At 71.1% G+C, this 13,007-nt stretch carries 10 protein-coding genes and 1 pseudogene; 6 read left to right on the top strand and 5 right to left on the bottom strand.

Going from position 1 to position 13,007, the window contains the following annotated elements:
- Positions 1–43: 43 nt before the first annotated feature.
- The gene (locus tag ACQEVC_RS03070) at positions 44–643 is read right to left on the bottom strand and encodes a DUF1707 SHOCT-like domain-containing protein (RefSeq protein ID WP_432873126.1); all 600 of its coding nucleotides are present in this window, start codon (positions 641–643) and stop codon (positions 44–46) included.
- Between the two features lie 615 nt (positions 644–1,258).
- Between ACQEVC_RS03070 and ACQEVC_RS03065 the strand changes: the two genes are divergently transcribed.
- On the top strand, positions 1,259–1,633 hold the full coding sequence (locus tag ACQEVC_RS03065) for a hypothetical protein (RefSeq protein ID WP_432873124.1): 375 nt from the start codon (positions 1,259–1,261) through the stop codon (positions 1,631–1,633).
- A 101-nt stretch (positions 1,634–1,734) separates the two neighbouring features.
- Positions 1,735–3,987, top strand: a complete 2,253-nt coding sequence (locus tag ACQEVC_RS03060; RefSeq protein WP_432873122.1) for a tetratricopeptide repeat protein — start codon at positions 1,735–1,737, stop codon at positions 3,985–3,987.
- Here ACQEVC_RS03060 and ACQEVC_RS03055 read toward each other — a convergent pair.
- Together ACQEVC_RS03055 and ACQEVC_RS03050 are read right to left on the bottom strand one after the other, a co-directional pair.
- Positions 3,883–4,473, bottom strand: a complete 591-nt coding sequence (locus tag ACQEVC_RS03055; RefSeq protein WP_432873120.1) for a hypothetical protein — start codon at positions 4,471–4,473, stop codon at positions 3,883–3,885. The genes ACQEVC_RS03060 and ACQEVC_RS03055 overlap by 105 nt on opposite strands.
- Positions 4,470–5,609: a hypothetical protein gene (locus tag ACQEVC_RS03050; protein ID WP_432873118.1), complete on the bottom strand. Its 1,140-nt coding sequence runs from the start codon at positions 5,607–5,609 to the stop codon at positions 4,470–4,472. Before ACQEVC_RS03050 ends, ACQEVC_RS03055 begins: the two co-directional genes overlap by 4 nt.
- A 283-nt stretch (positions 5,610–5,892) precedes the next feature.
- Between ACQEVC_RS03050 and ACQEVC_RS03045 the strand changes: the two are divergent.
- Together ACQEVC_RS03045 and ACQEVC_RS03040 are read left to right on the top strand one after the other, a co-directional pair.
- Positions 5,893–6,555: pseudogene (locus tag ACQEVC_RS03045) on the top strand (AfsR/SARP family transcriptional regulator); the annotation flags it as partial.
- Between the two features lie 135 nt (positions 6,556–6,690).
- Positions 6,691–8,898: an ATP-binding protein gene (locus ACQEVC_RS03040; RefSeq protein WP_432890983.1), complete on the top strand. Its 2,208-nt coding sequence runs from the start codon at positions 6,691–6,693 to the stop codon at positions 8,896–8,898.
- Here the strand turns inward: ACQEVC_RS03040 and ACQEVC_RS03035 are convergent.
- Positions 8,823–10,193 carry an FAD-dependent oxidoreductase gene (locus ACQEVC_RS03035; protein WP_432873116.1) on the bottom strand — a complete coding sequence of 457 codons (1,371 nt, stop codon included), beginning with the start codon at positions 10,191–10,193 and terminating at the stop codon, positions 8,823–8,825. The genes ACQEVC_RS03040 and ACQEVC_RS03035 overlap by 76 nt on opposite strands.
- On the bottom strand, positions 10,186–11,346 hold the full coding sequence (locus ACQEVC_RS03030) for a carboxylate-amine ligase (protein WP_432890981.1): 1,161 nt from the start codon (positions 11,344–11,346) through the stop codon (positions 10,186–10,188). Before ACQEVC_RS03030 ends, ACQEVC_RS03035 begins: the two co-directional genes overlap by 8 nt.
- Positions 11,347–11,631: 285 nt before the next feature.
- Between ACQEVC_RS03030 and ACQEVC_RS03025 the strand changes: the two genes are divergently transcribed.
- Positions 11,632–12,021, top strand: a complete 390-nt coding sequence (locus tag ACQEVC_RS03025; protein ID WP_432873114.1) for a DUF6412 domain-containing protein — start codon at positions 11,632–11,634, stop codon at positions 12,019–12,021.
- A gap of 174 nt (positions 12,022–12,195) precedes the next feature.
- Positions 12,196–12,939, top strand: a complete 744-nt coding sequence (locus tag ACQEVC_RS03020; RefSeq protein WP_432873112.1) for a YidC/Oxa1 family membrane protein insertase — start codon at positions 12,196–12,198, stop codon at positions 12,937–12,939.
- The last annotated feature ends 68 nt before the right edge of the window (positions 12,940–13,007 follow it).

Below are 13,007 nucleotides of genomic sequence, written 5' to 3'. Positions count from 1 at the left end.
GACGCGCTGATGGCCGAGGAGAACTCTGGCTACCCGTGGACTCTCAGGGGCGACGGCGCTTCGGCGGGCGTACGGTCACCGAGCCGAAGACGACCCTGGAGCGCACCTCCAGCACCGGGCCGCCGGCCGGGGCGGTGCCGCGCAGCTTGGACTCCTTGCTGCCGAAGACCGCCGTACCGGTGAGCCGGACCTCCACCCCCTCCGGCACGAAGATCGTCACCGACCCGAAGATCGCGGTCGCCTCGATCGTGACCACCGGGTGTGGGAGGTGGGTGTCCTGCAACTCGATGTGACAGTCGCCGAAGACCGAACGCGCCTCCAGCCGGGCCGGCACCGGCCAGCGCCCCTTGCGGGACTCGTTTCCGAAGATCGCGACCAGGCGTTCCGGAGCCGGCCCGGCCACGGCGGACTCCGCCCGGCGGACGGGCAGTGGAGTGGTCGCCGAGCCGGTCGGCAGGTCGTCGGTGAGCCGGGCCAGTTCGCCCCGGGTCTTCGCGACGTGCGCGGCGGTGGCGCGGTCGGCGTACTCGTCCAGGGTCAGCCGGCCCTCGGCGGCCGCCGAGCCGAGCAATTCGACGACCTGCTCGCGTTCGCGGTCGGAGACCCGGATCCGGTCGGCGTCGTCCTGGGGTTCCGGCTCCACGTCGCGTACTCTATCGGCAACGTCCAGCGCGGGCAGCCGGCAGCCCTAGCCGATTGAACTGTGCCGCTTCGGCTGGCCAGGGGTGTTTCCGAATCGGCGGTGGTGCGACGAGGCGGCCGGGAGTTTCCGGCTACTTCGGCGACCGGGTTATTGGTAGAGCGATGTGGACATCACTTTCAGTGATTCAAGGCCGATGGCCAGCCAATCCATCCATTGTGCGGTCCATTCTGCAATCCACTCCGTGCACCGAGTAACCGAGAGCGTGCCCACGGTGACGAGAGTGAGGAGCGGGTCCGCGAGCTGCATGATCCAGTGCACGGTGTGCACCATAGCGCATGCATCCGAGGCCTTTCCATCGGGATGACCTGTCACGGTGGAGTTGGTGGTGTTTGCATCTTGGCGGCGGTGGTGTCATTTGCATTACTAATCTAAGTGAATCAATTAGCTACGCATTGTTGGCGCTTTCGTGGCGGTTGGGTCATTCGGTTCGCCCTCGTGGTGGGATGACGGGTGCGTGGGCGGTAGAGTGTTGGCTACCCGGCTGGTCGAGGAGAAGGATCGTTTTTGATCATTCGGCGCCCGGGCGCGACCTGTCGGACGATGACGGAGACGCCGATGCAGGATCAACTTGTTTTGGCGGTAGCCACGGCGTTGGCGGCCAAGGGCGGAGAGGCGCTGATCGTCGGCGGCGGCAGTGCCCTCGGTCGGCTCTACCGGTTGTTGCGGGACCGCTTCCGGCACAACGGAACCGACGTGGCGGTTCCGGATGACGCCATTGTGGACAGGTACTTGGTCGACCGGGCCGTACTCGCCGAAAAGCTTGGTCAACTGATGGCGGCGGATCCCGATCTACGAGCTGAGGTCGAGTCGCTCTGGCGGGCTGCTGGACCGGAGTTGGCGGCGGACTCCGGCGGGGTGGTCAACCAGTTCAGCGGTACCGCCACGCGAGTCGTACAGGCCCGGGACATCCGAGGCAACGTCTCGTTCTGAACCGTTCACGTCGACCTCCGGAGGTGCCGGTGCGGCAGTGGTCCGATAAAGACGGTCGAACGAACGACTTCCGGCCGCGTGGTTGGCGAAGCTCGAACAGCATGTCGGGAACGGTGTACGGGCCGAGTCTTCAGGCCGGTTCCATCGCTGGCGGAGTACATATTCACGAAGCTCCCGGAAATCCGACGACAATTCCGCGTCAGCTTCCGGCTCCGACCGCGAACTTCGTCGCCAGGACACAGGAGCTGGCCGAGCTGAATGCACTTCTTTGCGTGGACGGAGCCGCGCTTGTGGTGGTCAGTGGTCCCGGTGGTGTTGGCAAGACCGCATTGGCGGTCCGGTGGGCGCAAGATGCGCGGGATCTCTTTCCCGACGGTCAACTTCACGTCGACCTCAACGGATTCGGTGCCGGTGATCCGCTTGATCCGGGCGAGGTGTTGGGCGAACTCCTCCGTGCGCTCGGCACGCCGCCGGAGCGGATGCCGGTCACGCTCGCCGAGCGGCGTTCCCTGTACCGCTCGATGACCGCCGACCGGACCCTCCTGGTGCTCCTGGACAGCGCGTACTCGACTGCTCAGGTACGGGCGTTGCTACCCGCCGGGCGCTCGAAGGTGCTGGTGACCAGCCGAGGCCGCCTGGTCGGCCTGGTCGCCGACGGTGCCCGGCTGGTCGATCTGACTCCGTTGCGGCCGGCCGAGTCCGTTCTCCTGCTCTCGCGGGTGACCGGGCGGGATCTGATCGACCAGGAGCCGGACGAGGCGGCGCGACTCGCCGAGCTCTGCGGAGGCCTGCCGATAGCCCTCTGTGTCGCCGCCGCCCGACTGGCCGCCCGACCACGACTCTCGGTACGGGGGATGACGCTGGACCTGGCATCCGAGGCGCGGCGGATCAGCCGACTGTCCCGGATGGACGGGCTCTCGGTGCAGGCGACCTTCGACGTGTCTTACCGGTCCCTGCCGGCCGAGGCGGCGGCGGTCTACCGGCGGTTGGCGCTGCACCCAGGATCGGAGTTCGGCATTGGTGTGGTTGCGGCGGTGCTGCCGGCGCCCGCTGCGGACGACGGCGGCGCAGAGAGATCCACCGACCCGTCCACCGGGCCCGGCGGCCCCGACCATCCGCCCGCCGGCCGTTCCGACGAGTTCGCCGACCGCGACGAGTACGGCACACCTGCCGCGGCCGATCTGGTGGAGACCCTGCTGGAGGCGAGCCTGCTGGAGGAGATCGACGAGAATCGATTCCGATACCACGACTTGCTGCGCCTGCACGCCCGGCAGAAGGTGGAGACGGACGAGACCGAATCCGCGCGCGGGCTCGTGGTGTGTGCAGTGCTGGAGTGGTACTTCGCGGCCGCGGCACGGGCCGACCGGGTGCTGACCCCCTACCGCCGCCGGCTCCCGTACGACTTCGTCAGCCGCCCCGGCGACCTGCCCCGGTTCCCGGATCGGGAGGCGGCGTTGACGTGGCTGGACCGCGAAAGGCTCAACCTCTTCGCGGCGGGACGCGAGGCGCTACGGCACGGCCACGCCAAGCTAGCCTGGCAGCTCTCGGACGTGGTCTGGCCACTCCTTCTGTATAGGAAGCACTATGTCGACCGGTTGCAGGTTGATCGGTGCGGTGTCGAGTCCGCCCGGGCCTGGGGTGACCGGTGGGCCGAGGCGGTGATGCTGAAGCGGCTGGGACGGGTGCTCACCAAGTTCGGTGACCACCAGGGCGCGGAGCGGCACACCACGGACGCCATCCTCCGCTACCAGCAGGCCGGCGACGTCCGTGGCCGGCTCGACGCCGAGGCCGGCCTCGCCGCGTTGTACCGCGAGTCGGGGCGGGAGGCGGAGGCGGTGGAACTCTTGGGTCGGCTGGTAGAGGCCAACCGGGAGTTCGGCGACGACCGGAACACCGGGCTCACCCTGATCAACCTGGGTACCCTGCTCACCGAACTTGGCCGGTCCGGCGAGGCGATCGGGTTCCTGCGGGAGGCCGAGGGCATCTTCGCCGGGCTGACCACGGTCGACCCGTACAACGGGGCGCGGGTCCTCATCGCCCTGGCCGGTGCGCTGCTCAGCACCGGGGACCTGACCGGGGCCGAGCGGGCAGCGACCGAGGCGGCCCGGCGGATGCGCGACCTCGGCTCCGAGCACGAGTACGCCGAGGCGCTCGGCCAGCTCGGACGTGTCGTGCGGCGGCGGGGGGACTCCGCCGCCGCGCGACGGCATTTTCAGCGAGCGCGGGAGATCTTCGTTCGGTTGGGCTCGTCACGAGCGGTCGACGTCGATCGGTACCTGACCGAGCTGGGCCGGAGCCCGGGTGGGGGCGGACCGACGTCGCCGGCAGGACCACCGGGCGGTCCGGGCGTGTAGCCGGAGCCCGACGATCGCGGCCAACCTCCGTCCGGCTGAACCGGCCAGGTCGACGCCGAGGGACCAGTGTGCGTAGATCCAGCCGGCAATCTCCTCGACCCGTACCGGATCGGGCTCTTCCGGGCCGTCCCCGGCCCGAGCGGGTCGGGACGGTGTGGGGTGGATCGGCCTGTCGAGCGAGAGGGTCAGTAGCAGGCCGTCGCGCAGTCCGGCGTCGAGTCGGACCCCGGTGCCGGAGGGCCGTCCGCCCCGGGCGCCGGTGCGGTGGTCGGCATCGCGGGCCGGGCCGGGGGACGCGATTCCGACAGCACCAGGCAGCAACAGGACCAGCGTCAAGCCCGGGTACCGGCCGAAGAGGTCCGCGCAGCGGTCGGCGGGGGACCTGTGGTCCGCCAGGGCGACCAGTACGTCCGCCAGGGCTGCCCGCCGGGGCTCGATCCCGGACAGACCGATCCACCCGATCACCGGCTCCGGCACCCTATTCACGACGACAGCTCCGGCCGGACCTGCGGCTCCGGCACCGGCGTCGGTTGGCGATGCCGGCCCGGCTCGGTGAGCCGCAGCAGCCGGTACATGGTCTGCCGGAGCAGGGTGCCCGCCCGGCCCGGCCGGGAGGTGAGTCGGGCCACCACCGCTGCCTGGTCCACGGGGCGTACCGAGCGGAGCTGGTCGAGCAGGGGCCGGCGCGGATCGAGCCGCTCGGCGGCGTCGATCACCGTCTCCTGGGCCGAACCGGCGGTCACGGCGCTCAGGCCGGGAGCGAGATGCAGGACGTTGCGGCCCAGTGCCGCCGCGTACGTGGTGACCGAGCCGTGGTCACCGATGACATGGTCGGCGGCCACGACCACACTGCGCCAGTCGTCCTCCGGGCCGGGCAGGATCAGCCCGGCCTCGCGGCAACTCCGCAGCCAGGCGCGTACCTGCCGGTGTCCGTGCGCGCACCAGACCGCCGGATGCAGCAACGCCGCCACCCGGAACCGTTCGCGGGGAAACTGGTCCATGACGAGCGGCAGCAGGTCGGGCTGGTTCCCGAACAGCCCCGTCCGACCCCAGGTCGAACTCACCACCACGAGTTCCCGGTCGTCGTCGACGCCGAGCGCCCGGCGGTACCGACCCCGCTCGGGCACGCTCGCGACGAGCCGGTCGAAGCACGGGTCGCCGGCCACCACCGCCACCGGCACCGCCTCCGGGCACTGTCGGCGCAGGATGTCGAGTTCGTGCTCGTGGGAGAGCGCGATCGCGGACGGCAACACCTCGCCGTTGCGGGTCAGTCGTTGCGGGTCGAGCCCGTACACCGGCGCCGTCGCCAGCACCGGTCCGCGCCGCCCGGAGGGGCGGGCCGCTTTTCCGTGCCCGGCCCCGTGCGCCATCACCATCACCGGTGCGTGCAGGTCCGCCAAGCCGCCGTACGCGGCGGTGAGGGCCAGGTCGAACTTCTCCCGTACGGCCTGCGGCCAGGGCAGCACGAGCGCACCGATCCGGTGCAGGTGCCGGGCAACGCCGCGGTTGAACGTGTCCGGGGGGACGGTGAAGACCGTCTGGATCCGGGGATCCTCCTCCAGTAGTTCGACGACGTCCAGTAGTCGGTGACAGCTGGCAATGGTGTGTGCGACGATCAACATACTGCGGCAGCCAATTCGGGTAACCCACTGGGACGCCTCGATGCCAATGGGTACCCGTGACCATTCATGGGCATTCATCTCATCCTCTCCCATCGTCTCGACGTGGACGGTGGAAGAGTCGGCGACAATGTTGCCGATCCACTTGCAGTGTGGCTTGCAGTCAGCTTGCAGCGTCCACATAGCGGAATGTCGGAAGTTTGACGATGGGAATCGACCTTGGTCGTCGAAGTAGTTGGGAAGAAACTGATGAAGGGTAAGTCGGTCCGACGGAGGGACGACACCCGTGGAGTTCGTGATACTCGGCCCCACAGCGTTGCGCGTCGGCGGGCACCCCGTGTCGCTGGGCGCGGCGAAACAACGCGGTCTCCTTGCCGTACTCCTCTATCACGCATGTTCCCCGGTGCCCGTCGACGCGATTGTCGATCACCTGTGGGGAAACCGCCCGATCGATACCTGTCGGGGGAACCTGCATGCCCTGGTCAGCCGCAGCCGCGCGGTGCTGAAGGCAGCCGGTCTGCCGAACGCCCTCGTCCGGACGCCGGGAGTGGAGGCGTACCGGCTCGACGTCGATACGGATCTGGTGGACTACCACAGATTCCGCCGCCTGCTCGACGACGCCCGCACCGCTGTTGACGAAGGCGATCACGAAAGGTCGGCGGCAGTGCTGTGCACGGCGGTGGATCTCTGGCGAGACGAACCACTTGCCGATCTTCGGAGCGCCCGCTCCGAACACATCCGGCGGGCCATGAAAGAAGGCTTTCTCGCGGCACAGAAGCTGCTGGCCGAGAGCCACAGCCGAATTGGTCGCTACGACGTGGTGCTCCGTCGAATCGAACCGCTGCTGTTGACCTACGACGTCGATCAGACCTTGGCACGCTATTGGATCACCGCCCTCTACGCGAGCGGACGCGAGGACGAGGCCCGGCGCTTCTCGATCGATTTCCGGCATCGGTATCGCCGGAAATTGCGGGCCGAACCGACAATCGATCTGCCAGCCCTACGCAAACGGAGTCGGCCCGCCCGCGCCGGGGCCGCCGGCCCGGATCCGGACGAGCCGGGGGCCTTTCGCCCGCCGCAACAGTTGCCCGCCGACATCTCGGACTTCACCGGTCACCGCGCGGTGCTGGCCGAGCTGGACACGACGGTGCGGACACCGGCGCCCGGCGGCCAGGTGGTGGTGGTGAACGGGATGCCGGGGGTGGGGAAGACGACCCTCGTGGTGCACTGGGCGCACCGGCACCGCGACCGCTTCCCGGACGGTCAGTTGTGGCTCAGCGCTGACGCGTACGGGCCTACCCCGCCGGTGTCACCGGAGGACGCCCTGGGACGGTTCCTGCGCGCCCTGGGCGTTCCGGCCGACCGCGTTCCGGCCGGCGGCGAGCAGCGCCGGGAGCGGTTCAACCAACTCCTCGCCGGCCGGCGGATCCTTATCGTGCTGGACAATGTCCGCAACTCCGACCAGGTCCGCCCCCTGCTGCCCACGGCCGAGGGCTGTGTGGTGGTGGTGACCAGCCGCAATCGGCTAATGAGCCTGACTATCCGGCAGGGCATTCCGAGTGTCACCGTGCCGCCGCTCTCCGACGAGGATCGCCGTACGCTGCTGAGCCGGGTGATCGGCACGGCCCGGGCCGCAGGCGAACCCGGACCGGTGGAGACGCTGGCCCAGTTCTCCGACGGGTTACCGCTGGCGCTGAGGATCATGGGCGAGCACATCACCGCCCGGTCCCGGGCCAGCGTCGCGGACCTCGTCGACGAGTTGTGGGGCCGGCTGCTGGACTCCCCGGACGACCACGAGGACGAGGAGGACGACGCCAAACTGAGCACGGTCTTCGCCTGGTCGTACAACGAACTCGACCCGCCGGCGGGCCGGCTGTTCCGGCTGCTGGGACTGCATCCCGGCCGGAACGTCAGTCCGACGGCCGCCGCCGCGCTGCTCGGAGCGGAGCCCAGGACGGCGGAACGGCTGCTCGATGCGCTCGCCAAGCGGCACCTGGTCAACCACGACGCCGCCCGCCGGTACCGGTTGCACGACCTGCTCCGGCGCTACGCCGCGCACCGGGCCGAGCAGGACGAGCCCGCCGAGTGCCGTCGGGCCGCGCTGCGGCGACTGCTCGACTGGTACCTGCTGTCGGCGGTCAATGCCGCCCGGGTACTGTCTCCGCACCGTCCCCCGGTGCCGGACCTGCCGGACGATGACACGGTCGAGCCGCTGCGGTTCGACGGCGACGCCGAGGCCCAGCGTTGGTGCGAGGCAGAACGTGCGAACCTGGCCGCCGTGGTCCGGTCAGCCGCGGACAACGGGTTCCACCGGCACGCATGGCAGATCCCGGGTGCGATCCACGACGCGTTCGGCCGGTACGGGCGCCAGGACGACGTGCTGGTCATGCACCAGATCGCGCTGACGGCCGCCGAGGCGGACGGGCACCAGATCGGGCAGATCGGCACGCTCAACAATCTCGGCTGGACCTACTTCGCGCTGCACGACTACCACCGGGCGGCCAGTGGCTTCGAGGCAGGGCTGCGGCTGGCCCGGCGGATCGGCGCCACCGGTCCCGTCAACGTCTGCTCGCACAATCTGGCGAACGTGCACCTGAAGACCGGCGAGGTCCGCAAGGCGATAGAAATCTTCAAACGGGTGCTGGCCGGCTGCCGGGAGAGCGCGGATCTGCTCGGCCAGGCGGCGACCCTGCACCGGCTCGGCGACGCACAGCAGCAACTGCGCCGGTACGACCAGGCCGCCGCCTGCTACCAGGAGGCGCTGGTGATCCGGGAAGGACTCGGGGCGTGGCGCGATCAGGCGGTGACACACGAGCGGCTGGCGGCGCTGCGGCTGCGGACCGGCGACCCGGAGGGCGCGCTGCGGCACTGCGAACTGGCCTTGGCGCTCCAGGAACGGGCCCGGGACGACGCAACGCGCTGCGACATCCTGATCACCGGCGCCGACGCGGAGCGCGCGCTGGGACGCTATCCGGCAGCCCTGGAGCGTGCATACGCGGCGATCGCGCTCAGCGACGGTATCGCCGACTCACGGCGTCGGGCGGCCGGACTCGCGGTGCTGGCCGACACCTTCCTGGCCCGGGGCGACCTGCCGGCCTCGTACGACCACTGCCTGGAGGCGCTGGGGATCATCGGTGAGCTCACCGGATCCGACCTGGACCCGGTGCTCGACCGGCTACTGAAGATCGAGAACGTGGTGGCCCCGCTGCGGCCGGCTCAGCGGATCGCCTCGATCGCCTTGCGGGCGGCGACCAGCACCGGATCCCAGACCGGGGCGTACGGCGGCGCGTAGCCGAGGTCGAGGCCGGCCATCTCGTCCACGGTCATCCGGTTCCACAGCGCCACCGCCAGCACGTCGATCCGCTTCGCCGCCTCGGAACGGCCGACGATCTGGGCGCCGAGCAGCCGCCCGCTGCGCCGCTCGACGATCAGCTTCACCGTCATCGGCTTCGCCCCGGGGAAGTAGCCGGCCCGGTTGGTCGACTCCACCCGTACGGCGACGAACTCGAAGCCGGCCGCCGCCGCCTCGTCCTCGCGCAGTCCGGTACGCCCCACCTCCAGGTCGCAGACCCGGGTCACGGCGGTGCCGACTATCCCGGCGAAGGTGGCGTACCCGCCGCCGATGTTGATCCCGGCGACCCGGCCCTGCTTGTTGGCGTGGGTGCCGAGCGGCACGAAGACGGGCTGGCCGGAGACCCGGTGCACCGACTCGACGCAGTCGCCCGCCGCCCATACTCCGGGGGTGTCCACCACCCGCATCCGCAGGTCGACCCGGATCCCGCCGGTCGGGCCGATCGGCAGCCCGGCCTCGGCCGCGAGGGCGGTGTTCGGGCGTACCCCGAGACCCAGCACCACGATGTCGGCCGGCAGCCGGCCCTCCTCGGTGCCCACGGCGGTGACCCGGCCGTCCCGGGTCTCCAGCCCGGTGACGCCGACCCCGCTGCGCACCTCCAGGCCGAGCCCGCAGAGCGCCTTGCGGACCAGGGCGCCCATGTCCGGGTCGACGGTTGACATCGGCTCCGGGCTCCGCTCGACCAGGGTGACCGAGAGGCCGCGCTGGATCATCGCCTCGGCCATCTCGACGCCGATGTAGCCGCCGCCGACCACCACCGCGTTGCGGGGTGCCGGATCGCCGTCCAGCCAGTCGATCAGCGCCGCGCCGTCGTCCAGGGTCTGCACCCCGAACACCCCGGCCGCGTCGGTGCGGGCCCAGTCGGGAGTCACGGGTACCGCGCCGGCGGCGTACACGAGCTGGTCGAAGCCCTCCCGGACCTCGCGCCCGCCGTTCTCCAGGTCCCGGGCCACCACCTCGCGCCGGTCCAGGTCGATGCCGACCACCTCGTGCCGGAGCCGTACGTCGACCTGGAAATCCTTCCGGAACGTGGCCGGATCCCGGCTGACGAGCTGGTCCGCGTCGTCGACCAGCCCGCCCACCCAGTACGGGATGCCGCAGGCCGAGTACGACGTGAAATGGCCGCGCTCGAACGCCACGATCTCCAGGTCGGAGGCGTCCCGGCGGCGTCGGGCCTGCGACGCGGCGGACATCCCCGCCGCGTCGCCACCCACCACCACCAACTTTTCAGCCATGGCCGGCGCTGCCCCGGGTACGCCGGATCAGGTCGTCCAGCACGTCGGAGATCTCGTGCCGCACCGCGTACGCGGCCCGCTGCCGGGCGGCGCCGGTGCCGTGCGCCTGCAACCGGCTCAGCAGCGCGGTGACCAGGGGCAGGTCGCCGTGCCGTTCGAGGGCCGGCCGGAGCCGGTTGAAGAGCCGGCGCATCAGGTGCCAGGCGGGGCGCAGGCCGCCGTCGACCGGGTCGACGGCCAGCCCTTCGAGGCCGTCGTGTGCCGCCCGCCAGTGCGCCGCCACCAGCATGTGGTGCGGCACCCGGGGCGCCGGCAGCCCGGCCGCGATGTCGGCCAGCGCGGTGTCGACCAGGGCCCGGACCAGGGCCGCGACCAGGATCGTGTCGTCCAGACCCGGGCAGACGTCGCCGATCCGGATCTCCACCGTCGGGTACTTCGACGACAGCCGGGCGTACCAGTAGAGCATCCCCTCGTCGAGCATCATCCCGGTGCCGATCAGGTCGTCGACCAGGCTCTCGTAGTGCGCGTGCGACTCCAGCCAGGGCGTCGGCGCCACCGACGGCCAGCGCTCCCAGAGCACCGAGCGCCAGCTCGCGTACCCGGTGTCCCGGCCTTCGTAGAACGGCGAGTTGGTGGTGGCGGCGTGCAGGATCGGCAGCGCCGGGCGGAGGTGGTTGAGCACCTGCACCGCGATCTCCGGCTCGGGTACCCCGACGTGCACGTGCATGCCGTTCACCCCGGGCGACGGGACCAGCAGCCCGAACCGTTCGACCATCTGATGGAACCGGGGGTTGTCCACCAGCGGCGGCACCGGACCCTCGACCGGGCCGGTGCCGACCGCGACCAGGCGTACGCCGGCCGCCTCGGCCGCGTCGGCCAGCCCGGTACGCAGCAGCCCGAGCGAGTGCCGCAGCGCGCTCAGTTCCAGTCCGGGCGGGGTACCGATCTCGATCTGGCTGGTCTGGAACTCGTGCTGTACCTGCCCGCGCAGCTCGTCGGGCACCTCGGCCATTACGGCCTCCACCGCGGGTGCCGCCGCGCCGGTCGCCGGGTCGACGAGCAGGAACTCCTCCTCGACCCCGACCGTCAGCGGGTCTGGTCCGGCGTTCGGCGCAGGTCTCACCGGTGCGGCCATCTCGTCGACCATCACCATCACCATCACCGCCCATTATTCGATTGGAACAGTGTCGCTGGCGCGACAGGTAGCTCATTACCCTCAGTGTCGATGCCGGAAAACTCCCCGGGACGCCATTCGCGGCATCAGCCCCGGTAGGGGGCGTCCGGCCGGTGGCGACGCCGTGCCGGGTCGGGTCCGGCCGTGCGGTGACGTGCTGGTCGCCCGCACAATGCCGAAGGGCCGATCGGCGGCTGAGCATCCGGTCGGACTGCCGGGGGCGGGGAAGGCGAATGGTTGCCCGCGCTGGTTAGCCTGGGCACCGTGCCGGCGACACCGTTGAACTCCATCCCCGGCCGGGCGGGTCCGCTCGGCCGGGTGGCGGTGCTGCTGGGCTGGCTGGCGTACGCGCTGGTCCAGGTCGGCGCGCCCACCGGCCCGGCGGTCGAGGCGCTGGCCGGTGCCGCGGTGCTGGCCGCGGCGTCCCTGCTCGCGGTCGCCCTGGCCGGCCGCCTGCCGGCCGCTCGGGACGCCGACGTCGACCGGGTACGCCAGACCGCCACGATCCGGCAGCGGTCCCGTCGGTTCCGCACGCCCCGCCAGCTCGATCCGGACGCCGCCGGCCGACCCCGGCCCCGCGCGCCCTCGTGCACCCCTCGGCCGGTTAGCGGCAGTACCGTCCGCCGCCACGCCGGTCGATTCCGTTCCGCGTAACCCGCCCGTACGCCCGCTTCCGCGCCAGGCGCCCGGACGGCTCCGTTCCGGACGCTCTTGCGAGCGGGACGGTCCCGCCCCGGCTCCTCGGCGGCGGTCCCGGCGTCGGGCCGTCCCGCCCGGCCGGGGGCGAGCTCCGTCCGGCGTTCCGGAATCGAGCCGAGGGGTTCTGCCATGCTTGCCTTCGCACCACTCGACGGCGCTGTCGACGCCGCCGCGCACGTCGTCACACTTCTCGCCGCCACGGTGGAACCGCTGGCCGGGACCGGCGCCACCGCCGCCGCCATCGTGCTGTTCACCATCGGGATCCGGCTGTTGATCTCGCCGCTGAGCTGGGCGCAGATCCGGGGCGAGCGGCGCCGGGCCGTCCTGGCGCCCAGGATCCTCGAACTCCGGCGGCGACATCGTGACCAACCGGCCCGGCTCCAGGCCGAACTGGTCGCGCTGCACCGGGAGGCCGGCGTCTCGCCGTTCGGCAACCTCCTGCCGGTGCTGGTCCAGGCGCCGTTCTTCTTCCTGATGTACCGGCTGTTCGCCGTGCCGGGCGACGCCGGCCCGGCCGCCGGTGCCGGCGGACTGCTCGCCGAGCGGCTGTTCGGGGTGCCGCTCGGGCAGCACCTCGGCGACGGGCTGGCCGGGGCGGCCGGGCCGGTCTTCGGCGTACTGCTCGGACTGCTGGTGCTGCTGGCCTGGTGGTCCTCCCGGCGGATGCGCCGGGCGGCGGGCCTGGCGGGGCCGGCCGACACCTCGGCGGGCGGTGCGGAGGTGCCCGGCGGGGCGGTACTGGCCAGGCTGCTGCCGCTGCTGCCGTACGGGACCGTGTTGGTCGCCCTGGTGCTGCCGCTGGCGGCGGTGCTGTATCTGGTCACCACCACGGCGTGGACCGGATTGGAACAGGTGGTACTGCGGCGGGGGTAGCGCATCGACAAGTGTTGACACGCGGGGGTCCGGGACGTACAACTCCTGAGAGAGCGCTCTCTCCGCTC

It is taken from the genome of Plantactinospora sp. CA-294935 (genome assembly GCF_050936445.1).
GTDB lineage: Bacteria > Actinomycetota > Actinomycetes > Mycobacteriales > Micromonosporaceae > Plantactinospora.
The sequence above is the reverse complement of the archived record's forward strand: the minus strand, read 5'-3'. Positions and strand labels throughout refer to the sequence as shown.

What these genes read in the sequence shown, in the direction of transcription:
- ACQEVC_RS03065 (WP_432873124.1), top strand. Translation starts at nt 1,259, where the DNA reads ATGCAGGATCAACTTGTTTTGGCGGTAGCCACGGCGTTGGCGGCCAAG.
- ACQEVC_RS03060 (WP_432873122.1), top strand. Translation starts at nt 1,735, where the DNA reads ATGTCGGGAACGGTGTACGGGCCGAGTCTTCAGGCCGGTTCCATCGCT.
- ACQEVC_RS03050 (WP_432873118.1), bottom strand. Translation starts at nt 5,609, where the DNA reads ATGTTGATCGTCGCACACACCATTGCCAGCTGTCACCGACTACTGGAC.
- ACQEVC_RS03035 (WP_432873116.1), bottom strand. Translation starts at nt 10,193, where the DNA reads ATGGCTGAAAAGTTGGTGGTGGTGGGTGGCGACGCGGCGGGGATGTCC.
- ACQEVC_RS03030 (WP_432890981.1), bottom strand. Translation starts at nt 11,346, where the DNA reads ATGGTGATGGTCGACGAGATGGCCGCACCGGTGAGACCTGCGCCGAAC.
- ACQEVC_RS03020 (WP_432873112.1), top strand. Translation starts at nt 12,196, where the DNA reads ATGCTTGCCTTCGCACCACTCGACGGCGCTGTCGACGCCGCCGCGCAC.